At 49.3% G+C, this 19964-nt stretch carries 10 protein-coding genes, 3 tRNA genes and 3 rRNA genes; 13 read left to right on the top strand and 3 right to left on the bottom strand.

What is annotated here, in order from left to right:
• Positions 1-63: 63 nt before the first annotated feature.
• Entirely contained in the window at positions 64-3507 is a 3444-nt protein-coding gene (locus CEQ48_RS17550; RefSeq protein ID WP_089072095.1) for a hybrid sensor histidine kinase/response regulator, read from the top strand.
• Between the two features lie 122 nt (positions 3508-3629).
• On the opposite strand, the gene gppA is transcribed toward CEQ48_RS17550, so the two are convergent.
• Positions 3630-5123, bottom strand: a complete 1494-nt coding sequence (gene gppA / locus CEQ48_RS17545) for a guanosine-5'-triphosphate,3'-diphosphate diphosphatase (protein ID WP_089072094.1) — start codon at positions 5121-5123, stop codon at positions 3630-3632.
• A 7-nt stretch (positions 5124-5130) separates the two neighbouring features.
• Positions 5131-6447: an ATP-dependent RNA helicase RhlB gene (gene rhlB, locus CEQ48_RS17540; protein ID WP_089072093.1), complete on the bottom strand. Its 1317-nt coding sequence runs from the start codon at positions 6445-6447 to the stop codon at positions 5131-5133.
• Positions 6448-6558: 111 nt separating this feature from the next.
• Between rhlB and trxA the strand changes: the two genes are divergently transcribed.
• The 12 genes from trxA to CEQ48_RS17480 all read left to right on the top strand — a co-directional run bounded on the left by trxA (position 6559) and on the right by CEQ48_RS17480 (position 18260).
• Complete coding sequence (gene trxA, locus CEQ48_RS17535; RefSeq protein WP_001280783.1) at positions 6559-6885, top strand: thioredoxin TrxA; 327 nt, start codon at positions 6559-6561, stop codon at positions 6883-6885.
• A gap of 196 nt (positions 6886-7081) precedes the next feature.
• The gene (rho, locus tag CEQ48_RS17530; RefSeq protein ID WP_002030702.1) at positions 7082-8341 is read left to right on the top strand and encodes a transcription termination factor Rho; all 1260 of its coding nucleotides are present in this window, start codon (positions 7082-7084) and stop codon (positions 8339-8341) included.
• Between the two features lie 98 nt (positions 8342-8439).
• Positions 8440-9429, top strand: a complete 990-nt coding sequence (locus tag CEQ48_RS17525; protein ID WP_089072092.1) for a hypothetical protein — start codon at positions 8440-8442, stop codon at positions 9427-9429.
• Positions 9430-9510: 81 nt separating this feature from the next.
• On the top strand, positions 9511-11352 hold the full coding sequence (gene ubiD / locus CEQ48_RS17520) for a 4-hydroxy-3-polyprenylbenzoate decarboxylase (protein ID WP_089072091.1): 1842 nt from the start codon (positions 9511-9513) through the stop codon (positions 11350-11352).
• Positions 11349-11618 (top strand): 2Fe-2S iron-sulfur cluster-binding protein, encoded by a 270-nt coding sequence (locus CEQ48_RS17515; protein ID WP_000222787.1) that lies wholly within the window; start codon positions 11349-11351, stop codon positions 11616-11618. Before ubiD ends, CEQ48_RS17515 begins: the two co-directional genes overlap by 4 nt.
• 15 nt (positions 11619-11633) lie before the next feature.
• Positions 11634-12344 (top strand): NAD(P)H-flavin reductase, encoded by a 711-nt coding sequence (gene fre / locus CEQ48_RS17510; protein WP_055031677.1) that lies wholly within the window; start codon positions 11634-11636, stop codon positions 12342-12344.
• Positions 12345-12922: 578 nt separating this feature from the next.
• Positions 12923-14465 (top strand): 16S ribosomal RNA (locus CEQ48_RS17505).
• Between the two features lie 62 nt (positions 14466-14527).
• Positions 14528-14604: transfer RNA gene (locus CEQ48_RS17500), tRNA-Ile, on the top strand.
• An 8-nt stretch (positions 14605-14612) separates the two neighbouring features.
• Positions 14613-14688 (top strand) — tRNA-Ala (locus CEQ48_RS17495).
• A gap of 288 nt (positions 14689-14976) precedes the next feature.
• Positions 14977-17863: ribosomal RNA gene (locus tag CEQ48_RS17490) — 23S ribosomal RNA — on the top strand.
• 129 nt (positions 17864-17992) lie between these two features.
• Positions 17993-18108 (top strand): 5S ribosomal RNA (rrf, locus tag CEQ48_RS17485).
• Together the 16S, 23S and 5S rRNA genes with 3 tRNA genes alongside form the textbook arrangement of a ribosomal RNA operon.
• Before the next feature lie 75 nt (positions 18109-18183).
• A tRNA-Asp gene (locus tag CEQ48_RS17480) sits at positions 18184-18260 on the top strand.
• A 327-nt stretch (positions 18261-18587) separates the two neighbouring features.
• On the opposite strand, the gene pssA is transcribed toward CEQ48_RS17480, so the two are convergent.
• A complete protein-coding gene (pssA, locus tag CEQ48_RS17475) occupies positions 18588-19928 on the bottom strand; it encodes a CDP-diacylglycerol--serine O-phosphatidyltransferase (protein ID WP_089072090.1) in 1341 nt (446 codons plus the stop codon).
• Positions 19929-19964 lie beyond the last annotated feature (36 nt).

Genomic DNA, 19964 nt, shown 5'->3' with positions numbered 1-19964 from the left:
TCGTTTTAATAGAAGCCTCTCAATCGAGAGGCTTTTTTCATTTCGCAACAGCAAGGATGTCTGATGCAAGGTTGGTTGGTAATTCCCGTTTCGCTCGCGTATCTCGGCGTGCTGTTTTTGATTGCGTGGTATGGTGACAGGCAAACTCGTTGGCTCGCCAATTGGCGGCCGTGGATCTATAGCTTGTCGATTGCGGTTTACTGTACCTCGTGGACGTTTTACGGCACAGTCGGGCAGGCGAGTGTCAATCCTTGGTCGTTTCTGCCTATTTATATCGCTCCGATCTTGATGTTTGTGTTTGGTTGGCGAGTTTTAGCGCGGCTGATTTTGATTGCTAAACGGGAGCATATTACTTCGCTCGCCGATTTTATTGCCGCCCGTTATGGCAAGTCTCAAGGCCTGGCTGTCGTGGTGACGGTGATCGCGGTGTTGGGCATTTTGCCCTATATCGCGCTACAACTGCGCGGCATTACGATGGGATTGAACATTGTCGCCCCCGATTTAATGACGGCGTACGGCTATCAAGAATCACACGTATCTTGGTTTGTGGTGTTGGCACTGGCCCTGTTTACCATGCTGTTTGGTACTCGGCACATTGATAATACCGAGCATCATCGTGGAATGATGATGGCGATCGCGTTTGAATCGATCGTCAAATTGGTGGCCTTTCTCTGCGTTGGGGTGTTTATCGCCTATCTGGCGTGGCGCACCGATGGGTTGGAGCTCTCCGAGATCGCCTCTCGCACCTACCAAGCCCCCAACTGGCCGACCTTATTGATTCATACCTTGCTGACCATGATTGCGATTGTGTGTCTGCCGCGCCAGTTTCATACCATGGTCGTTGAAAACGAGCGCCCGCAAGATCTGCACACTGCGCGCTGGCTCTTCCCCGTTTATCTTCTCTTAATGAGTCTGTTTGTGTTGCCGATTGCTTGGACAGGGCAAGGCTTGCTACCCAACTCTTCGCCAGATACTTTCGTGATCAGTTTGCCAGCACTAGCCGGTGCGCAAAATATCGCGTTACTGGCTTTCTTGGGGGGCACGTCGGCGGCATCGGGGATGGTGATTGTCTCGACTATCGCGCTATCCATTATGGTTTCGAACGATCTGGTGATGCCTTTATTGCTGCGCCGCATGCGCTTGTCGCAGCGCACCCATCGTCATTTCTCAGGATTATTGGTGGTGATCCGCCGCACCTTAATCCTGCTATTACTGTTCGGTGCATGGGGTTTTTATCTGGTACTCGACAGCATTCCTTCGTTATCGGCGATCGGGTTTCTATCGTTTTCGGCGATTACCCAGTTTGCCCCTGCGATATTTGGCGGCATGTACTGGCGAGAAGGCAATCGTAAAGGGGTTTATGTTGGCTTGGCGGTCGGTTTTACCCTGTGGCTTATCACCTTGATGAGCGCCACCGATATGCTGGCGGGCGATGCCAGCAATAACGTCTTGCTGTGGGTGATCACTCCGCCAGATGGGTTGGTGGCTCTAGGGTTAAAAAGTGCGGATTGGGGCATGCTACTGAGCGTGACCCTTAATACCTTGTGCTATATCGGTGTGTCTTTGGTGACGCGCGCCAGCTTAAGTGAGCGTTTGCAAGCCGCGGCGTTTGTCGGTACTCCGCTGCCCGAAAACGAAAACATGAGCCTTTATCAAAGTCGCGTGACCGTGGGTGAGCTTGAAATGTTGGCCTCACGTTTTGTGGGGCGGACTCGGGTACGCAACGCCTTTGCTCAATACTGGAGTCAGCAGCGTGAAACCTTGCTACCGAATCAGCAAGCCTCTTCCGCCTTGATCCGCCATACCGAACGCGTACTGGCTGGGGTATTTGGTGCTTCGTCCGCTAAGTTGGTGCTCACCTCGGCGCTGCAAGGACGTAAAATGCAGCTTGAGGAAGTGGCGACCATAGTCGATGAGGCGTCTGAGCTGTACGATTTCAGCCGCGGCTTGTTGCAAGGGGCGATTGAACACATCGGCCAAGGTATTGCCGTGGTGGATAAACAGTTACGTTTAGTGGCATGGAACCAGCGCTATCTTGAGCTGTTTGAGTTTCCGCCGGGATTGATTCAAGTGGGACGGCCGATTGCGGATGTGATCCGCCATAACGCGCAGCAAGGTTTGTGTGGGCCGGGCGATCCAGAAGATCACGTACGGCGACGGGTCTACCACTTAGAGCAAGGGACAAGTCACACCTCCTCGCGAGTGCGGGCGGATGGGCGAGTGATTGAGGTGCAGGGGAACCCGATGCCCGGCGGTGGGTTTGTGATGAGCTTTACTGACATTACGGTGTTTAGAGAAGCGGAACAAAGCCTGAAAATGGCCAACGAAACGCTGGAAGAGCGTGTACTGCAGCGTACCTTGGAGCTAGAAAAGCTCAATAAACAGTTAGTCACCGCGACCCAGCGTTCGGAGCGCGAGTCGCAATCCAAATCGCGCTTTTTGGCGGCGGTCAGCCATGATTTGATGCAGCCATTGAATGCCGCACGCCTGTTTGCCTCATCCTTATCTGAAGTGGCTAAAGAGGCGGAGGTGCAGAAACTTGCCCATCATATTGAAAGTGCTTTGGGCGCGGCGGAGGATTTGATCAGCGATTTGCTGGATATTTCGCGTTTGGAGTCCGGCAAAATCGATCTGCATCCGCACAGTTTTGCGATTATGGATGTACTTTCCAACCTGAATGCAGAATTCAGTGCGCTTGCGGCTAAACAAGGTGTGCAGTTTAGTATGGTCCCCTCATCACTCTGGGTGCATTCAGATCCCAAATTGCTGCGCCGAGTAATCCAAAATTTCCTGACTAATGCGTTTCGTTATAACCCGAACGGCAAAGTGATTCTTGGGGTGCGCCGAGTCGCCACCGGGCAAGTGCGTATTGATGTGTGGGATAACGGGATTGGTATTGAGCAAGATAAGCAGCAGGAAATTTTTGAGGAGTTTAACCGTGGCGGGCAGATACGTGCCGACCAAGGTCTAGGGCTTGGGCTGGCGATTTCGAAAGGGATTGCCCATGTCCTAGGTCACCAGATTTCGATGCGCTCTTGGCCGGGGCAGGGCAGTGTTTTCTCGATTACTTTAGATCGCGCTCAACCCATGCCGCCGTCGCTCACTCCGACGGTTGTGATGGCCAATGAGCAAGGCTCAGAGCTGCAACATCTGCGTGTGCTGTGTGTCGATAACGAGCCGGATATTTTGGTTGGGATGCGTGATTTGCTGGAGCGTTGGGGGTGTGAAGTCAAAACCGCGATCGATATTCATGGCAGCCTCAAAGCCTTGGAAGGGCAATGGATCCCCGATGTGATTTTGTCTGATTACCGCTTGGATAACGGACGGACAGGGCTTGAAGTGCTGCAGCAGTGCCGCTTGCGTTTGGGGGATTGTTTCGCTGGCGTGATCATCAGTGCCGATCGCAATCCCGATATCTTGGATGGGATTGAATCAAGCGGTTTTCGCTTTATGGCTAAACCGATTAAGCCCCTTAAATTGAGAGCCTTACTGAATAGTCTTTCTTGAGCCGATGGTTTGTTTAAAACAGCTGTCTATACGCTGCCTACTTGCAACTTCAAGTCGTTTGGGAATATTGAAGGTACAGTAAGCATTAAGCCCTCAGATGAGGGCTTAATGCTTATGAGTGCTTAGTGGTATTCAATCGACAGAGGCCAACCGATATCGGTTTGCCGATTGGCTTCTAGCTCTAACTCTGTGCGAGTCAGTGGATTGTTTGCTAGCCATTCACCGTCAAGCGTGAGCGTCAGCTTGTCGTCTTGCGCGCTCAATTCTACCATCGGCTCTAACGCTGGGCTGCGTCGATGGCTTAAGAGGACAGCAAGGCGCAGCAAACGCAGTACGCGTTTACCACTGGTGCCTGACAGTGCATATTGTTCAGGTAAAGAAGTTAACTGTTCGCGATAGCGACGTACGATTTCACCTAAATAATGTTTTTGTGCGCGGGTATAACCCGGCAGATCAAGATGTTGGAGTAGGTAAGCGCTGTGCTCCCCCCCTTTTTTGAAATCGATGGTGAGACCAATTTCATGCAACTTAGCTGCCGTACGCAGCAACATCTCTGCTTGTGGTTCATTGATCCAGGCTTCACCGCCACATTGTGCGAGCAGTTTACTGGCGAGAGTAGCGACTTGATCACCATAAGCGCTATCGAGCTGATAACGGGTTTGTACGCAGCTAATGGTGCGCGCTCGAATATCTTCTTGGCGTAGGTCTTGAACCATCTCATAGACGAGACCTTCACGCAGTGCACCGCCCGCCAGCGTCATCGCTTCGATGTTCAGTGATTCAAAAATCGCAATCAGAATCGATAGGCCACTTGGGAAAACCAGAGCACGTTCCAGCGTTAACCCTTCGATATCCAGCTCTTCGAGATGATCGGCCAGCATGGCTTGCTTTTGTAAACGCTTGAGTTTGGTCAGCGTAATGACTTCATCCATGCCTTGCGCCAGCATGATCTCTTGCAACGCCTGTACCGTACCACTGGCTCCAACACACACATTCCAGCCAAGCTCGGTGTATTGAGTGAGGATCGGATCCAGCATCTGTTTGGCGGCTAAAATGGCGTTATTAAAGTTGGTGGCCGTCAGCTGACGATCTTTGAAATGGCGCTCTAACCAAGTCACACAACCCATTTTCAAGCTGGTGAGGGCTTTGGCTTCAAAACCTTCACCGATAATCAGCTCGGTACTGGCTCCACCAATATCCACTACTAAGCGACGCCCTAAACCCCCCGAAGTGTGTGCGACACCTTTATAGATAGTGGCCGCTTCTTCTTCACCGGAAATAACGTCGATCGGATGGCCTAAAATCTGGTTCGCTTTAGCGATAAATTCACCGGCATTGGTGGCGGTTCGCAGGGTTGCGGTCCCTACAATTCGGATATTCTCTGCGGGAATATCTTGCAGTCGCTCGGCAAAAAGGCTGAGACAATCCCACCCTCTTTGCATCGCATCTAAGCTCAAGGCGTTGTGTTCATCTAGACCGGCCGCCAGACGCACCTTACGTTTGATTTTTGCCATTGTCTGCACACTGCCATCGATATGACGCACGACCAACATGTGAAAACTGTTGGAACCTAAATCAATGGCAGCATACAAGGGTGAAGAAACGGCTTGGCTCATAGCGAAATCAGGCTTCCTTTTTCGGGCGTGGTGCGCGTGGGCGGCGTTGCTGAGGTTTGCGATTGCCACCATTATTGCTATTGCGAGAACCTGCGGTATTGGTGCGGCGCTGTTGTGGCGACGAACGTAGGCTCAGAGGCGCGGGTAAGTCCGTCAGCAGAGCTGAAGGATCGTAGTCTGAGGTTGGAATCGCATGCTCAATGTAGCTTTCGATCGCCGGCAAATTAATCGCGTACTCTTCACACGCAAAGCTTATCGAGTGACCACTTGCGCCCGCACGACCCGTACGGCCAATACGGTGTACATAGTCTTCACAATCGTCAGGCAAATCGTAGTTAAACACGTGAGTCACTTGAGGAATGTGCAAGCCGCGCGCTGCAACGTCGGTCGCAACCAGAATGTCCACATCACCTTGGGTGAACTGCTCTAAAATACGCTCACGTTTTTTCTGCGGTACATCACCAGTCAGTAGGCCAACACGGTGGTTATCGGCCGCCAAATGTGCCCAAATCTGTTCACAGCGGTGCTTAGTGTTAGCAAAAATGATTGCGCGATCTGGCCACTCTTCTTCGATCAGGGTCTGTAGCAGCGCCATCTTATGTTCGTTTGATGGGTAAAACAGCTCTTCTTGAATGCGATGACCGGTTTTTTGCTCAGGCTCTACCACCACATGTTCAGGATTGTTCATGTGTTCAAAAGCCAGCTCTTGCACGCGGTAAGAGAGGGTGGCAGAGAACAGCATGTTGAGGCGATCTTTGGGCTCTGGCATACGACGGAACAAGAAACGAATGTCTTTAATAAAGCCGAGATCAAACATGCGATCTGCTTCATCCAGCACCACAGCTTGAATGTGGTTGAGGTTGAATACACGCTGTTTGTAGAAATCGATAATTCGTCCGGTCGTACCGATCAGAATATCCACGCCACTTTGCAATTTTGCGACTTGCTTATCATAGCTTTCGCCACCGTAAGCCAAAGCTGCTTTCAGACCGGTTGAGGCCAACAAAGGCTCGGCATCATTAAAGATCTGAATCGCCAGTTCGCGAGTCGGGGCCATAATAATGGCGCGTGGCTGAGTTTCTGCTCGGCCTTCAGCGGCTGGTGTGGTCAATAAATGGTTGAAGGTAGCAGTAAGAAACGCGAGCGTTTTACCAGTCCCTGTTTGGGCCTGGCCTGCGATGTCTTGGCCGGAGAGCAGTACCGGCAACGCCAATGCTTGGATAGGGGTACAGTAAACAAACCCCTTTTTTTCCAGTCCATCAATAACTTGTGGCTGTAAACCAAAGTCGGCGAACTTATGCTCTGTGATATGCGTCTTTTTCATGGCTATAGAATATCAGCTTACGCTTGCAATACGGAAGTAAATACATTCCAATAGAGCATCTATTTACTGGTTGAGTTATCACCAGTGCAGAAAATCACATTGGAGTGAAAGATGAGTGACAAAATTTTGCAGCTGACCGATGACGGTTTCGAGAACGATGTAATCAAAGCTGCAGGCCCGGTTCTAGTTGACTTTTGGGCGGAGTGGTGTGGTCCTTGTAAAATGATTGCGCCTATCCTAGATGAAGTGGCTGATGAATACGCAGGCAAACTCACTATCGGCAAACTGAATATTGACCATAACGCAGGAACACCACCTAAGTTTGGTATCCGCGGTATCCCAACGCTGCTTCTGTTTAAAGACGGCAGTGTGGTAGCGACCAAAGTCGGTGCGCTATCAAAAACTCAACTGAAAGAGTTCCTTGACGCGAACCTGTAATCAGTTAAACCGCCAAACCGTACATAGCAATATGTACGGTTTTGTTTTTGGCAAAAAACAATTTCTAGACTAGGCTAATATTTAGTGCTAGTTTATTGCACGTTAATTAGACAGTTATTCACTTCTTGGTCAATCCTTCGACCATATCCATCTTAACTTAACAACGATCCTTTTGACTAACTAAGTATCCACCACAATGAATCTAACAGAACTGAAGAACACCCCTGTGTCTGATCTGGTTAAGCTTGGCGAAAGTCTAGGCCTTGAAAACCTGGCACGCCTACGCAAACAAGACATTATTTTCGCAATCCTTAAAGCACACGCAAAAAGTGGTGAAGACATTTTTGGCGATGGGGTTTTGGAAATTCTTCAAGACGGTTTTGGTTTCTTACGTAGTGCAGACAGTTCATACCTTGCTGGCCCTGACGACATCTATGTGTCACCTAGCCAAATTCGTCGCTTTAACCTACGTACAGGCGACTCAATTGCTGGGAAAATTCGTCCGCCAAAAGAGGGTGAGCGTTACTTTGCCTTGCTTAAAGTGAACACTGTAAACGATGACCGCCCAGACAACGCCCGCAACAAAATCCTTTTCGAGAACTTAACTCCTCTGCATGCCAACGAACGTATGGTGATGGAACGTGGTAATGGTTCTACAGAAGATATTACCGCGCGTGTTCTTGATCTGGCAGCGCCAATTGGTAAAGGTCAACGTGGTCTGATTGTTGCTCCGCCAAAAGCGGGTAAAACCATGCTGCTACAAAACATCGCTCAAAGCATCGCCAGCAATCACCCTGAGTGTGTGCTGATGGTACTGCTGATTGACGAGCGTCCAGAAGAAGTTACTGAGATGCAGCGCCTAGTAAAAGGTGAAGTGGTTGCTTCAACCTTTGATGAGCCAGCATCGCGCCACGTACAAGTGGCAGAAATGGTGATTGAAAAAGCCAAACGTCTGGTTGAACACAAGAAAGACGTGGTGATCCTACTGGATTCGATTACTCGTCTAGCGCGTGCCTACAACACTGTGGTTCCTGCATCAGGTAAAGTACTGACCGGTGGTGTGGATGCGAACGCATTGCATCGTCCTAAGCGTTTCTTCGGCGCAGCACGTAATGTGGAAGAGGGTGGTAGCTTGACCATCATCGCAACCGCGCTGGTCGATACTGGTTCTAAGATGGATGAAGTGATTTACGAAGAGTTCAAAGGTACAGGTAACATGGAACTGCACTTGAACCGTAAGATTGCTGAAAAACGCGTTTTCCCTGCGATCGACTTCAACCGCTCTGGTACTCGTCGTGAAGAGTTACTCACCAAGACGGATGAGCTACAAAAGATGTGGATCCTGCGTAAGATTGTTCACCCAATGGGTGAATCTGATGCGATGGAATTCCTCATTGATAAATTAGCAATGACCAAAACGAACGATGAATTCTTTGACGCGATGCGTCGTCAGTAATCGAGCGTTGTCTCAAACACCACCCTTGCGGTGGTGTTTTTGTTTGCGTTCTAGACCAGTGGTGTCCACACTGATCTGAAATGCACAAGGAGGACTATATGCAACAAGGATGGTTGTGCTTCGTTCTTCTCTTTTTGTTTGGGTTGCCGAATGTCGCTATTGGCAGTGACATTAGTGCTAATCAACGTCAACTTTGGTTAGCAGACCTACCGACTCAGCAGAAAGTCGAAGAGCTTTACCTGCTCGCACTGCACAATGAAGTGGATCGCTTACAGTTCAATTTGCAGCGTATCAGTTATCCCGCACAAGAAGTCGTGCGTTTTCTTCTATTGCAAAAATTTGAACAAGGCCAACTGATCTTAACGGAGGAGCTTGCCGTATTCATTGCTGCTCAAAAATCACAGACACCCAACTATTTGATTGCTGAACGGGGTGACGGTTATGAGTTCTCTGTCCCCGCTTTTGATTATGCGGTGGTTGCACACCGGCTACTAAAACAAGCGCGGCAGCAACAGGATATGTTGATGTTTGTGTTACAAGCAGAAAATGGTGAACTCAATCTACGTGAGTGGCTCTCCGGTTCATCTGCTCAAGCTGAAGCTCGCCAGCGTTTATTACTTGCAGAATTGAATCGCTTATCTCCGCAAGCCATAGAGCGTTTGATTGCGCAGATCACAACGGAGCAAGTAACGAGTTGGTTACCAGCATCGAGTGTTATGGTGCAACTGGCAAGGCATAGTCAAAATCCAGCTTTGTATCAAAAGCTTTGGCTAATGAAAGCCAATGATGAACTGAGGCGTGAAATCACTCGCTTAGCAGAGCAGGCCGATTTCTTTGCCCAACAACAACTGATGGTTGCTGCTGCAAATCCGCGCTTGAAACAAGAGGCGCTGCAAGCTTTAGTTAGTATTCAGCCTATGTCAAATGAGGTAGCGCTTTTTCTGATCGAAAAACTTGGGCAAAGTGAAGAGGCCACACAAGTGGCACACCTGCTTGCTCAATCGGGTTATCAAGGATGGTTGCATGAGCTAGTCAGCTCGAATCGCGCGGTGAAACAACAAGCGATTTTAGCGGTACTGAATCCATAACCAACAAATGTAAGAAAATGGCGCAGAACAATCTTGAGGTTTGTTATACTGCCGCCATCGCTGTCAACGAGTAGTAGACCTATGAATTTTAAGGACTTACGGGATTTTCTTGACTATTTAGAGCAACGTGGGGAGCTAAAACGTATTACCCATCCGATTGATCCGCATTATGAAATGACCGAGATCAGCGACCGGACGTTACGTGCTAAAGGCCCAGCGTTGTTGTTTGAAAATCCGCTAGGTTATGACTTTCCAGTGCTAACTAATTTGTTTGGCACGCCAGAACGCGTTGCGATGGGCATGGGGCGACAGCAGATTCAAGAGCTGCGTGATGTAGGTCAGTGGTTGGCTTATCTTAAAGAACCTGAACCGCCTCGTGGTTTAAAAGAGCTGATTGAAAAGCTGCCCGTTTTTAAACAGGTGCTCAATATGCCAGTTAAGCGCTTGCGTCGTGCTCCTTGCCAAGAAATCGTGTGGCAGGGTGATGAGGTTGATCTCGATAAAATCCCTGTGATGAGCTGCTGGCCAGACGATGTTGCACCACTTTTAACTTGGGGTTTAACCATTACGCGTGGCCCACATAAAAAGCGCCAAAATCTTGGGATCTATCGTCAGCAAAAAATCGCCCGTAATAAAGTCATCATGCGTTGGTTAGCCCATCGCGGAGGGGCATTAGACTTGCGGGATTGGATGGAAAAACATCCCGGAGAGCCTTTTCCTGTCAGTGTGGCGTTTGGTGCCGATCCGGCGACCATTCTCGGTGCGGTGACGCCAGTCCCAGATACCTTATCTGAATACGCGTTTGCTGGACTGTTGCGTGGCAGTCGTACTGAAGTGGTCAAGTCGATCAGTAACGATCTGGAAGTGCCGGCGAGTGCTGAAATCGTGCTCGAGGGCTATATCGATCCTAACGAATTTGCAGATGAAGGTCCCTATGGCGATCACACGGGTTATTACAACGAGGTTGAGCGCCATCATGTGTTCACTGTCACTCATGTGACCATGCGTAATAAGCCGATTTATCACAGCACCTATACAGGGCGTCCGCCCGATGAACCCGCCGTGCTTGGTGTGGCGCTTAACGAAGTCTTCGTACCTATCTTGCAAAAGCAGTTTCCTGAAATTGCCGATTTTTATCTGCCGCCAGAAGGCTGCTCGTATCGCATGGCGATAGTGACACTTAAGAAACAGTATCCGGGACACGCTAAGCGGGTGATGCTGGGTGTGTGGTCATTCCTACGTCAATTTATGTACACCAAGTTTGTGATTGTGTGTGATGAACAAGTGAATGCGCGCGATTGGCCACAAGTGATTGCCGCTATGGTCAATCACATGTCGCCTCTGCGCGATACTCTATTTATTGAGCATACGCCGATTGACTCGCTGGATTTTGCTTCACCAGTGGTGGGTTTAGGCTCAAAAATCGGTTTGGATGCCACCGTCAAATGGCCTGCAGAGCTGGTGCTTTCTAACTCTGACCAAAGTGACAAGACAACGGCACTTTCACTGCAAGAGCTAAAAGCGCGCTTGAGTGATGAAGCGGATGTGTTGGATGTTGCATTACCGGAGGCGGCGAATGGTAAGTTGGTTCTTCTACTTATTAATAAGCAGGAAGCTGGGCAGGCACAGCAACTGTTACAGCGTGTAGTCGATAAACTCAAGGGTGACTCGCCGCTTAAGTTTGTGATCTTGTGCGATGATGACGTGAATATCCATGACTGGAATGATGTGATCTGGGCAATGACCACACGCATGGATCCGGCACGTGATAGCTTACGAATCGTTGGCCAAGATTTGATCTGCTTTGATGCAACCAATAAACTGCCTGACGAAGTCGAACGTGAATGGGGTACTCCGATCCGAAAAGATCCTAAGCTAGTCGCGAAAATCGATTCGTTATGGGAGGAGTTAGGCATTGTATGACCTATACCGTCCGCATCGTGCCTAATGATAGACACTTTATAATTCACTCAGGTGAAACGGTGCTTGATGCTGCGCTCAACCAGCAAATAGCCTTTCCCCACCGCTGCCGAATCGGCGCCTGTGCCGCTTGCTTATGTAAGTTGGTTGAAGGTGAGGTAGAGTATGAACTCGAACCGTTATTGACCGAACAAGAAAAAGCGACAGGGTGGATATTTGCCTGCCAAGCCTGCGCAATTACTGATTTAGTGCTGACTTTTGAAGAGTAAGCCAGAGGAAGTTCAATGATAATTCAATGCCAAGTTAAGTCTGTGCAGCCGCTCGCGACGCATACTTACCAAATCCTATTACAACCCGAGCACGCTGTGGCTTACCAAGCGGGGCAGTATTTAATGGTGGTGATGGGCGAAAAAGATAAGCGACCATTCTCACTTGCCAGTAGTCCTTGCCGTAGCAATGGCGAGCTCGAACTGCATATTGGTGCGGCGGATCACAGCGCCTTTGCCCACCAAGTCGTGGAAAGGTTTCAGCAAGCCCATCTTAATCAGACATGGGTTGAAGTGGATGTACCACATGGCAATGCCGCATTACAAGAGAGTGAGCGACCTCTACTCTTAATCGCTGGCGGGACCGGCTTTAGCTATGTGCGTTCCATCTTAGATCATTGCCTCTCGCAAGGTAAAATTCAGCCTATCTACCTGTATTGGGGAGCGCGTGATGCAGCTCAGCTGTACGCACTGAATGAGTTGCAAGAGCTGGCCAACCAACATGCTCATTTGCAGGTTGTTCCAGTGGTCGAGCAAGCACAAGATGGCTGGACTGGAAAGGTTGGCAATGTACTGCAAGCGATTAACAACGACTTTGCAAGTTTAGAAGCGTTTGATATCTATATAGCAGGTCGCTTTGAGATGGCTGGAGCCGCACGTGAGCAATTCACTCAAAACAAACAAGCTCGACGCGATCGAATGTTTGCCGATGCTTACGCCTTTATTTAACGGGCAGCTATAAACAAGATACAAGACAAAGCCCAACGCTAAATCGTTGGGCTTTTTTATGACTTTCTCTTTATAGATAGACTAGAACAAAAGCTTAAAAAGAATAACTCTGTGGATAAGTTGTCATCAAGGTCTGAGTAAAGTGGGATAAATAAGCCCTTGCGCGCAAATGCAGCGGTTAAGCGTTATTTCTATAAATTTTCTCAAAAAACACTTGCCAGTGTGAAGCGGATCTCTATAATGCGCCCTCGTTGACGCAGCAAGGGCTCACAGCCAAATCGATGCTTCAACAGGCCAGAAAAGAAAATTGAAAAAAGTGTTTGACACAAAATCGATTCTCGCTAAAATGGCCGCCTCTTCTGAAGCAGACCGCCAAGAAGAACGCTCTTTAACAATATAAACCAATCAATCTGTGTGGGCACTCGTTGATGATAATCAAAAAAGATTTATCAATGAACTGAGTGACCATTTGAATGAGCAATCATTCAGCACAGTCAATTCAACATTACTTCGCTTTTTATTAAGCAAAGAATGTAATCAGTATTCATTGAGCCGAAGCGAAAGCTTCACAAAACTTTTAATTGAAGAGTTTGATCATGGCTCAGATTGAACGCTGGCGGCAGGCCTAACACATGCAAGTCGAGCGGCAGCACAGAGGAACTTGTTCCTTGGGTGGCGAGCGGCGGACGGGTGAGTAATGCCTGGGAAATTGCCCGGTAGAGGGGGATAACCATTGGAAACGATGGCTAATACCGCATAACCTCGTAAGAGCAAAGCAGGGGACCTTCGGGCCTTGCGCTACCGGATATGCCCAGGTGGGATTAGCTAGTTGGTGAGGTAAGGGCTCACCAAGGCGACGATCCCTAGCTGGTCTGAGAGGATGATCAGCCACACTGGAACTGAGACACGGTCCAGACTCCTACGGGAGGCAGCAGTGGGGAATATTGCACAATGGGCGCAAGCCTGATGCAGCCATGCCGCGTGTATGAAGAAGGCCTTCGGGTTGTAAAGTACTTTCAGTAGGGAGGAAGGTGGTTAAGTTAATACCTTAATCATTTGACGTTACCTACAGAAGAAGCACCGGCTAACTCCGTGCCAGCAGCCGCGGTAATACGGAGGGTGCAAGCGTTAATCGGAATTACTGGGCGTAAAGCGCATGCAGGTGGTTTGTTAAGTCAGATGTGAAAGCCCTGGGCTCAACCTAGGAATCGCATTTGAAACTGACAAGCTAGAGTACTGTAGAGGGGGGTAGAATTTCAGGTGTAGCGGTGAAATGCGTAGAGATCTGAAGGAATACCGGTGGCGAAGGCGGCCCCCTGGACAGATACTGACACTCAGATGCGAAAGCGTGGGGAGCAAACAGGATTAGATACCCTGGTAGTCCACGCCGTAAACGATGTCTACTTGGAGGTTGTGACCTAGAGTCGTGGCTTTCGGAGCTAACGCGTTAAGTAGACCGCCTGGGGAGTACGGTCGCAAGATTAAAACTCAAATGAATTGACGGGGGCCCGCACAAGCGGTGGAGCATGTGGTTTAATTCGATGCAACGCGAAGAACCTTACCTACTCTTGACATCCTCAGAAGAGACTGGAGACAGTCTTGTGCCTTCGGGAACTGAGAGACAGGTGCTGCATGGCTGTCGTCAGCTCGTGTTGTGAAATGTTGGGTTAAGTCCCGCAACGAGCGCAACCCTTATCCTTGTTTGCCAGCACGTAATGGTGGGAACTCCAGGGAGACTGCCGGTGATAAACCGGAGGAAGGTGGGGACGACGTCAAGTCATCATGGCCCTTACGAGTAGGGCTACACACGTGCTACAATGGCGTATACAGAGGGCAGCGATACCGCGAGGTGGAGCGAATCTCACAAAGTACGTCGTAGTCCGGATTGGAGTCTGCAACTCGACTCCATGAAGTCGGAATCGCTAGTAATCGCAAATCAGAATGTTGCGGTGAATACGTTCCCGGGCCTTGTACACACCGCCCGTCACACCATGGGAGTGGGCTGCAAAAGAAGCAGGTAGTTTAACCTTCGGGAGGACGCTTGCCACTTTGTGGTTCATGACTGGGGTGAAGTCGTAACAAGGTAGCGCTAGGGGAACCTGGCGCTGGATCACCTCCTTACACAATGGTTATCGTGATGAGTGTCCACACAGATTGATTCGGTTTAGATTTGAGCATTAAGTGGGTCTGTAGCTCAGGTGGTTAGAGCGTACGCCTGATAAGCGTAAGGTCGGTGGTTCGAGTCCACTCAGACCCACCACTAACGATGGGGTTATAGCTCAGCTGGGAGAGCGCCTGCCTTGCACGCAGGAGGTCTGCGGTTCGATCCCGCATAACTCCACCATCTTTAAGCGTTTTCGCTGAGAATGTTTAAAAATGGTTTTCATTAGAAAATCTTGCTCTTTAACAATTTGGAAAGCTGACAAAACAACAAATTATTGTTGTTTGTAAAGTTCTCAATGTTTATCGAAAGATAAACACCAACAACACATTCAAGTGTGCTTGGTATCGAATAAGACTTCGGTCTTGTTCAAAATTTGAGTCCGGCAAAATCTGTCTCGCACTCATGTAAATTAAACGCGAGACAACTTAGGTTGTTTAAACAACAACCCGAAACTCCTTCGGGTTGTATGGTTAAGTGACTAAGCGTACACGGTGGATGCCTGGGCAGTCAGAGGCGATGAAGGACGTACTAACTTGCGATAAGCGCAGATAAGGCAGTAAGAGCCGTTTGAGTCTGCGATTTCCGAATGGGGAAACCCAACTGCATAAGCAGTTACTGTTAACTGAATCCATAGGTTAACAGAGCAAACCGGGGGAACTGAAACATCTAAGTACCCCGAGGAGAAGAAATCAACCGAGATTCCGGTAGTAGCGGCGAGCGAACCTGGATTAGCCCTTAAGCGCTCGGTGAAGTAGGTGAACAAGCTGGAAAGCTTGGCGATACAGGGTGATAGCCCCGTAACCGACGCTTCATCGAGCGTGAAATCGAGTAGGGCGGGACACGTGATATCCTGTCTGAATATGGGGGGACCATCCTCCAAGGCTAAATACTCCTGACTGACCGATAGTGAACCAGTACCGTGAGGGAAAGGCGAAAAGAACCCCTGTGAGGGGAGTGAAATAGAACCTGAAACCGTGTACGTACAAGCAGTAGGAGCACCTTCGTGGTGTGACTGCGTACCTTTTGTATAATGGGTCAGCGACTTATATTCAGTGGCAAGGTTAACCGTATAGGGGAGCCGTAGCGAAAGCGAGTCTTAACTGGGCGCTCAGTCTCTGGATATAGACCCGAAACCGGGTGATCTAGCCATGGGCAGGTTGAAGGTTGAGTAACATCAACTGGAGGACCGAACCGACTAATGTTGAAAAATTAGCGGATGACTTGTGGCTAGGGGTGAAAGGCCAATCAAACTCGGAGATAGCTGGTTCTCCCCGAAAGCTATTTAGGTAGCGCCTCGGACGAATACTACTGGGGGTAGAGCACTGTTAAGGCTAGGGGGTCATCCCGACTTACCAACCCTTTGCAAACTCCGAATACCAGTAAGTACTATCCGGGAGACACACGGCGGGTGCTAACGTCCGTCGTGGAGAGGGAAACAACCCAGACCGCCAGCTAAGGTCCCAAAGTATTGCTAAGTGGGAAACGATGTGGGAAGGCTCAGACAGCTAGGATGTTGGCTTAGAAGCAGCCATCATTTAAAGAAAGCGTAATAGCTCACTAGTCGAGTCGGCCTGCGCGGAAGATGTAACGGGGCTAAGCAATACACCGAAGCTGCGGCAATATCTTTTAGATATTGGGTAGGGGAGCGTTCTGTAAGCCGTTGAAGGTGAATCGTAAGGTTTGCTGGAGGTATCAGAAGTGCGAATGCTGACATGAGTAACGACAAGGGGGGTGAAAAACCTCCCCGCCGGAAGACCAAGGGTTCCTGTCCAACGTTAATCGGGGCAGGGTGAGTCGACCCCTAAGGTGAGGCCGAAAGGCGTAATCGATGGGAAACGGGTTAATATTCCCGTACTTCTGACTATTGCGATGGGGGGACGGAGAAGGCTAGGTGGGCCAGGCGACGGTTGTCCTGGTTCAAGTGCGTAGGCTTGAGAGTTAGGTAAATCCGGCTCTCTTTAAGGCTGAGACACGACGTCGAGCTGCTACGGCAGTGAAGTCATTGATGCCATGCTTCCAGGAAAAGCCTCTAAGCTTCAGATAGTCAGGAATCGTACCCCAAACCGACACAGGTGGTCGGGTAGAGAATACCAAGGCGCTTGAGAGAACTCGGGTGAAGGAACTAGGCAAAATGGTACCGTAACTTCGGGAGAAGGTACGCTCTTGATGGTGAAGTCCCTCGCGGATGGAGCTGACGAGAGTCGCAGATACCAGGTGGCTGCAACTGTTTATTAAAAACACAGCACTGTGCAAAATCGCAAGATGACGTATACGGTGTGACGCCTGCCCGGTGCCGGAAGGTTAATTGATGGGGTTAGCGCAAGCGAAGCTCTTGATCGAAGCCCCGGTAAACGGCGGCCGTAACTATAACGGTCCTAAGGTAGCGAAATTCCTTGTCGGGTAAGTTCCGACCTGCACGAATGGCGTAATGATGGCCACGCTGTCTCCACCCGAGACTCAGTGAAATTGAAATCGCTGTGAAGATGCAGTGTACCCGCGGCTAGACGGAAAGACCCCGTGAACCTTTACTACAGCTTGGCACTGAACATTGAACCTACATGTGTAGGATAGGTGGGAGGCTATGAAGACGTGACGCCAGTTGCGTTGGAGCCGTCCTTGAAATACCACCCTTGTATGTTTGATGTTCTAACTTAGACCCATTATCTGGGTTGAGGACAGTGCCTGGTGGGTAGTTTGACTGGGGCGGTCTCCTCCCAAAGAGTAACGGAGGAGCACGAAGGTGGGCTAATCACGGTTGGACATCGTGAGGTTAGTGCAATGGCATAAGCCCGCTTAACTGCGAGAATGACGGTTCGAGCAGGTGCGAAAGCAGGTCATAGTGATCCGGTGGTTCTGTATGGAAGGGCCATCGCTCAACGGATAAAAGGTACTCCGGGGATAACAGGCTGATACCGCCCAAGAGTTCATATCGACGGCGGTGTTTGGCACCTCGATGTCGGCTCATCACATCCTGGGGCTGAAGTCGGTCCCAAGGGTATGGCTGTTCGCCATTTAAAGTGGTACGCGAGCTGGGTTTAGAACGTCGTGAGACAGTTCGGTCCCTATCTGCCGTGGGCGTTGGAAGATTGAAGGGGGCTGCTCCTAGTACGAGAGGACCGGAGTGGACGAACCTCTGGTGTTCGGGTTGTGTCGCCAGACGCATTGCCCGGTAGCTAAGTTCGGAATTGATAAGCGCTGAAAGCATCTAAGCGCGAAGCGAGCCCTGAGATGAGTCTTCCCTGACGGTTTAACCGTCCTAAAGGGTTGTTCGAGACTAGAACGTTGATAGGCAGGGTGTGTAAGCGTTGTGAGGCGTTGAGCTAACCTGTACTAATTGCCCGTGAGGCTTAACCATACAACACCCAAGGGGTTTTGTAGTGGACTCAAAGTTAAGCGCATAAGAATGTGTTGAGAACGAAGACAGCTTTCCAGAATTGTTGGTTATCACTTTTTAAGAAAAAGTGAAATCAAAAACAGAATTTTGCTTGGCGGCCATAGCGTTTTGGACCCACCTGATCCCATCCCGAACTCAGAAGTGAAACGAAACAGCGTCGATGGTAGTGTGGGGTCTCCCCATGTGAGAGTAGAACATCGCCAGGCTTTAACTTGTTGTTTTTAGATTTTAAGAAAAATCTAAAGGCAAAAAAAAGTAGACGAAACGTCTAACCAGACAGCGGAGCGGTAGTTCAGTCGGTTAGAATACCGGCCTGTCACGCCGGGGGTCGCGGGTTCGAGTCCCGTCCGCTCCGCCACTTATTTGAGAAACCCAGTCTTAGGACTGGGTTTTTTGCTTTCTGGAAATCATTGAAAGCCAGATTTTAATCACCGCTTATCGCCTATCCCAGTATTCATCCTCTGCGATGTTGAATTATCCCAAACTGTCCAACTCTTCTTACTGCTCTCTTTTTGTCTTTGCGTCTTTTTGCGTTTATCCAACGAGTGTGCTTTATCCACTTTATCGTTGAGATTATCCATCGGAATTTCTCAATAAAGCCTCAGTCAGTGCATAGTCGGTTCGGATGGCTATAGAGCAATAAAAAAGCCGATGCGGGTGCATCGGCTGGTAGCGTTAGACTTGATTATAAGATTTGTTTGAGGACACGATCGGCTTTAAGACGCATGATTCGGCGTACTAAGCGTTGTACTTTTTCTGGGTAGTGCTCGGGTTTTTCAATTTGTTTATAAGTGCAGATTAGCTGGGTATGCTGCAAAATATTGTCAATTTCGGCTTCAAATTTGGCGGTGAGGTGATGGTAATCATCACGAATTAAAATCGCGTTTTCGAGGTCGAGCTTCCAAGCGCGTGGATTGAGGTTATTTCCTGTGATGAGCATATAGCGTTTATCAACCCAAATTCCTTTGAGGTGGTAGCTATGATTCTCATGCTTCCAGAGATGGATTGAGAGCTTGCGGCTGGCAATATGCGCTTCATTGGCTTTTGCAAAGCGGCGCAGATTAAGTTCATACAAGTAAGGTAAGCCACCAATGGTCTTGAATGGCTCTTCTGGTGCAATGTAGAAATCATTCGCGGTTTTATCACCAATCACGATATGCACTTTCACGCCACGCCGCAGAGCCTTTTTCACCTCTTTAGCGATGCTAGGTGGGAAGTTAAAATATGGCGTGCAGATAAACACTTCATCTTTAGCAGAGGCTAACAGATGGATAATGCTTTGGTTCAGTCGATTTCTACGTCGACCAAGCCCAACCAAGGGTGTGACAGCGACTTGGCTTTCATTCACTTTCTGTTCGGAAAATTGATAATTGGCTTGAGCAAGTGAAGCTCGGAATTGGCGGATATCAGACTTAATCTCTTTTGTGGTGGGCTTGCTACCGCAAGCGAGATTATTGACGGCTGGGTGAGCCAGCATTTCTTGTTGGATAAAATGCACCATGCTGTCGGCAAGTTCAGCATTTTCTAAGGTATGGTAGCGATCAAAACGATAGCGACCATGAAATTGGAGATAGACATTATTGAGGCTCGCACCGCTATAGATCACTTGATCATCAATAATGAAGCCTTTTAGATGCAGAACGCCAAAGACTTCCCTGCCTCGAACAGGTATGCCATAGACAGGAATACAGTGTTCATGTTGCTGAGCAAAGTCACGATACATGGCGGCGTTGCCTTCGGATTCTGCTGCACCGATCAAGCCACGCTGAGCACGGTGCCAGTCAACACAAATATGTATCTCGAGTCCTGGGTTACGCTGCTTGGCGGCATAGAGTTCAGTAAGAATTTCACGGCCAGCATCGTCATTTTCTAAATAAAGTGCAACGAGGTAGATACGTTTGCGTGCCTGACGAATCGATTCAACCAAATGAGTTCGAAATTCTGCAGCCGAGAGCAGTACGCCAAATTTGTCAGGATCTTGCGCAATCGCTGGTAGTTGTTCGATTGGGTTTCTTCGAGCAATCATTGGGATGCATTACCTTGTTGTGTGCAAAATTGCGAG

Source organism: Vibrio tarriae, from assembly GCF_002216685.1.
In the GTDB taxonomy this organism is placed as follows: Bacteria; Pseudomonadota; Gammaproteobacteria; order Enterobacterales; family Vibrionaceae; genus Vibrio; species Vibrio tarriae.
Note: the sequence above shows the minus strand (reverse complement) of the source record. Positions and strands in the feature narration are given on the sequence as shown.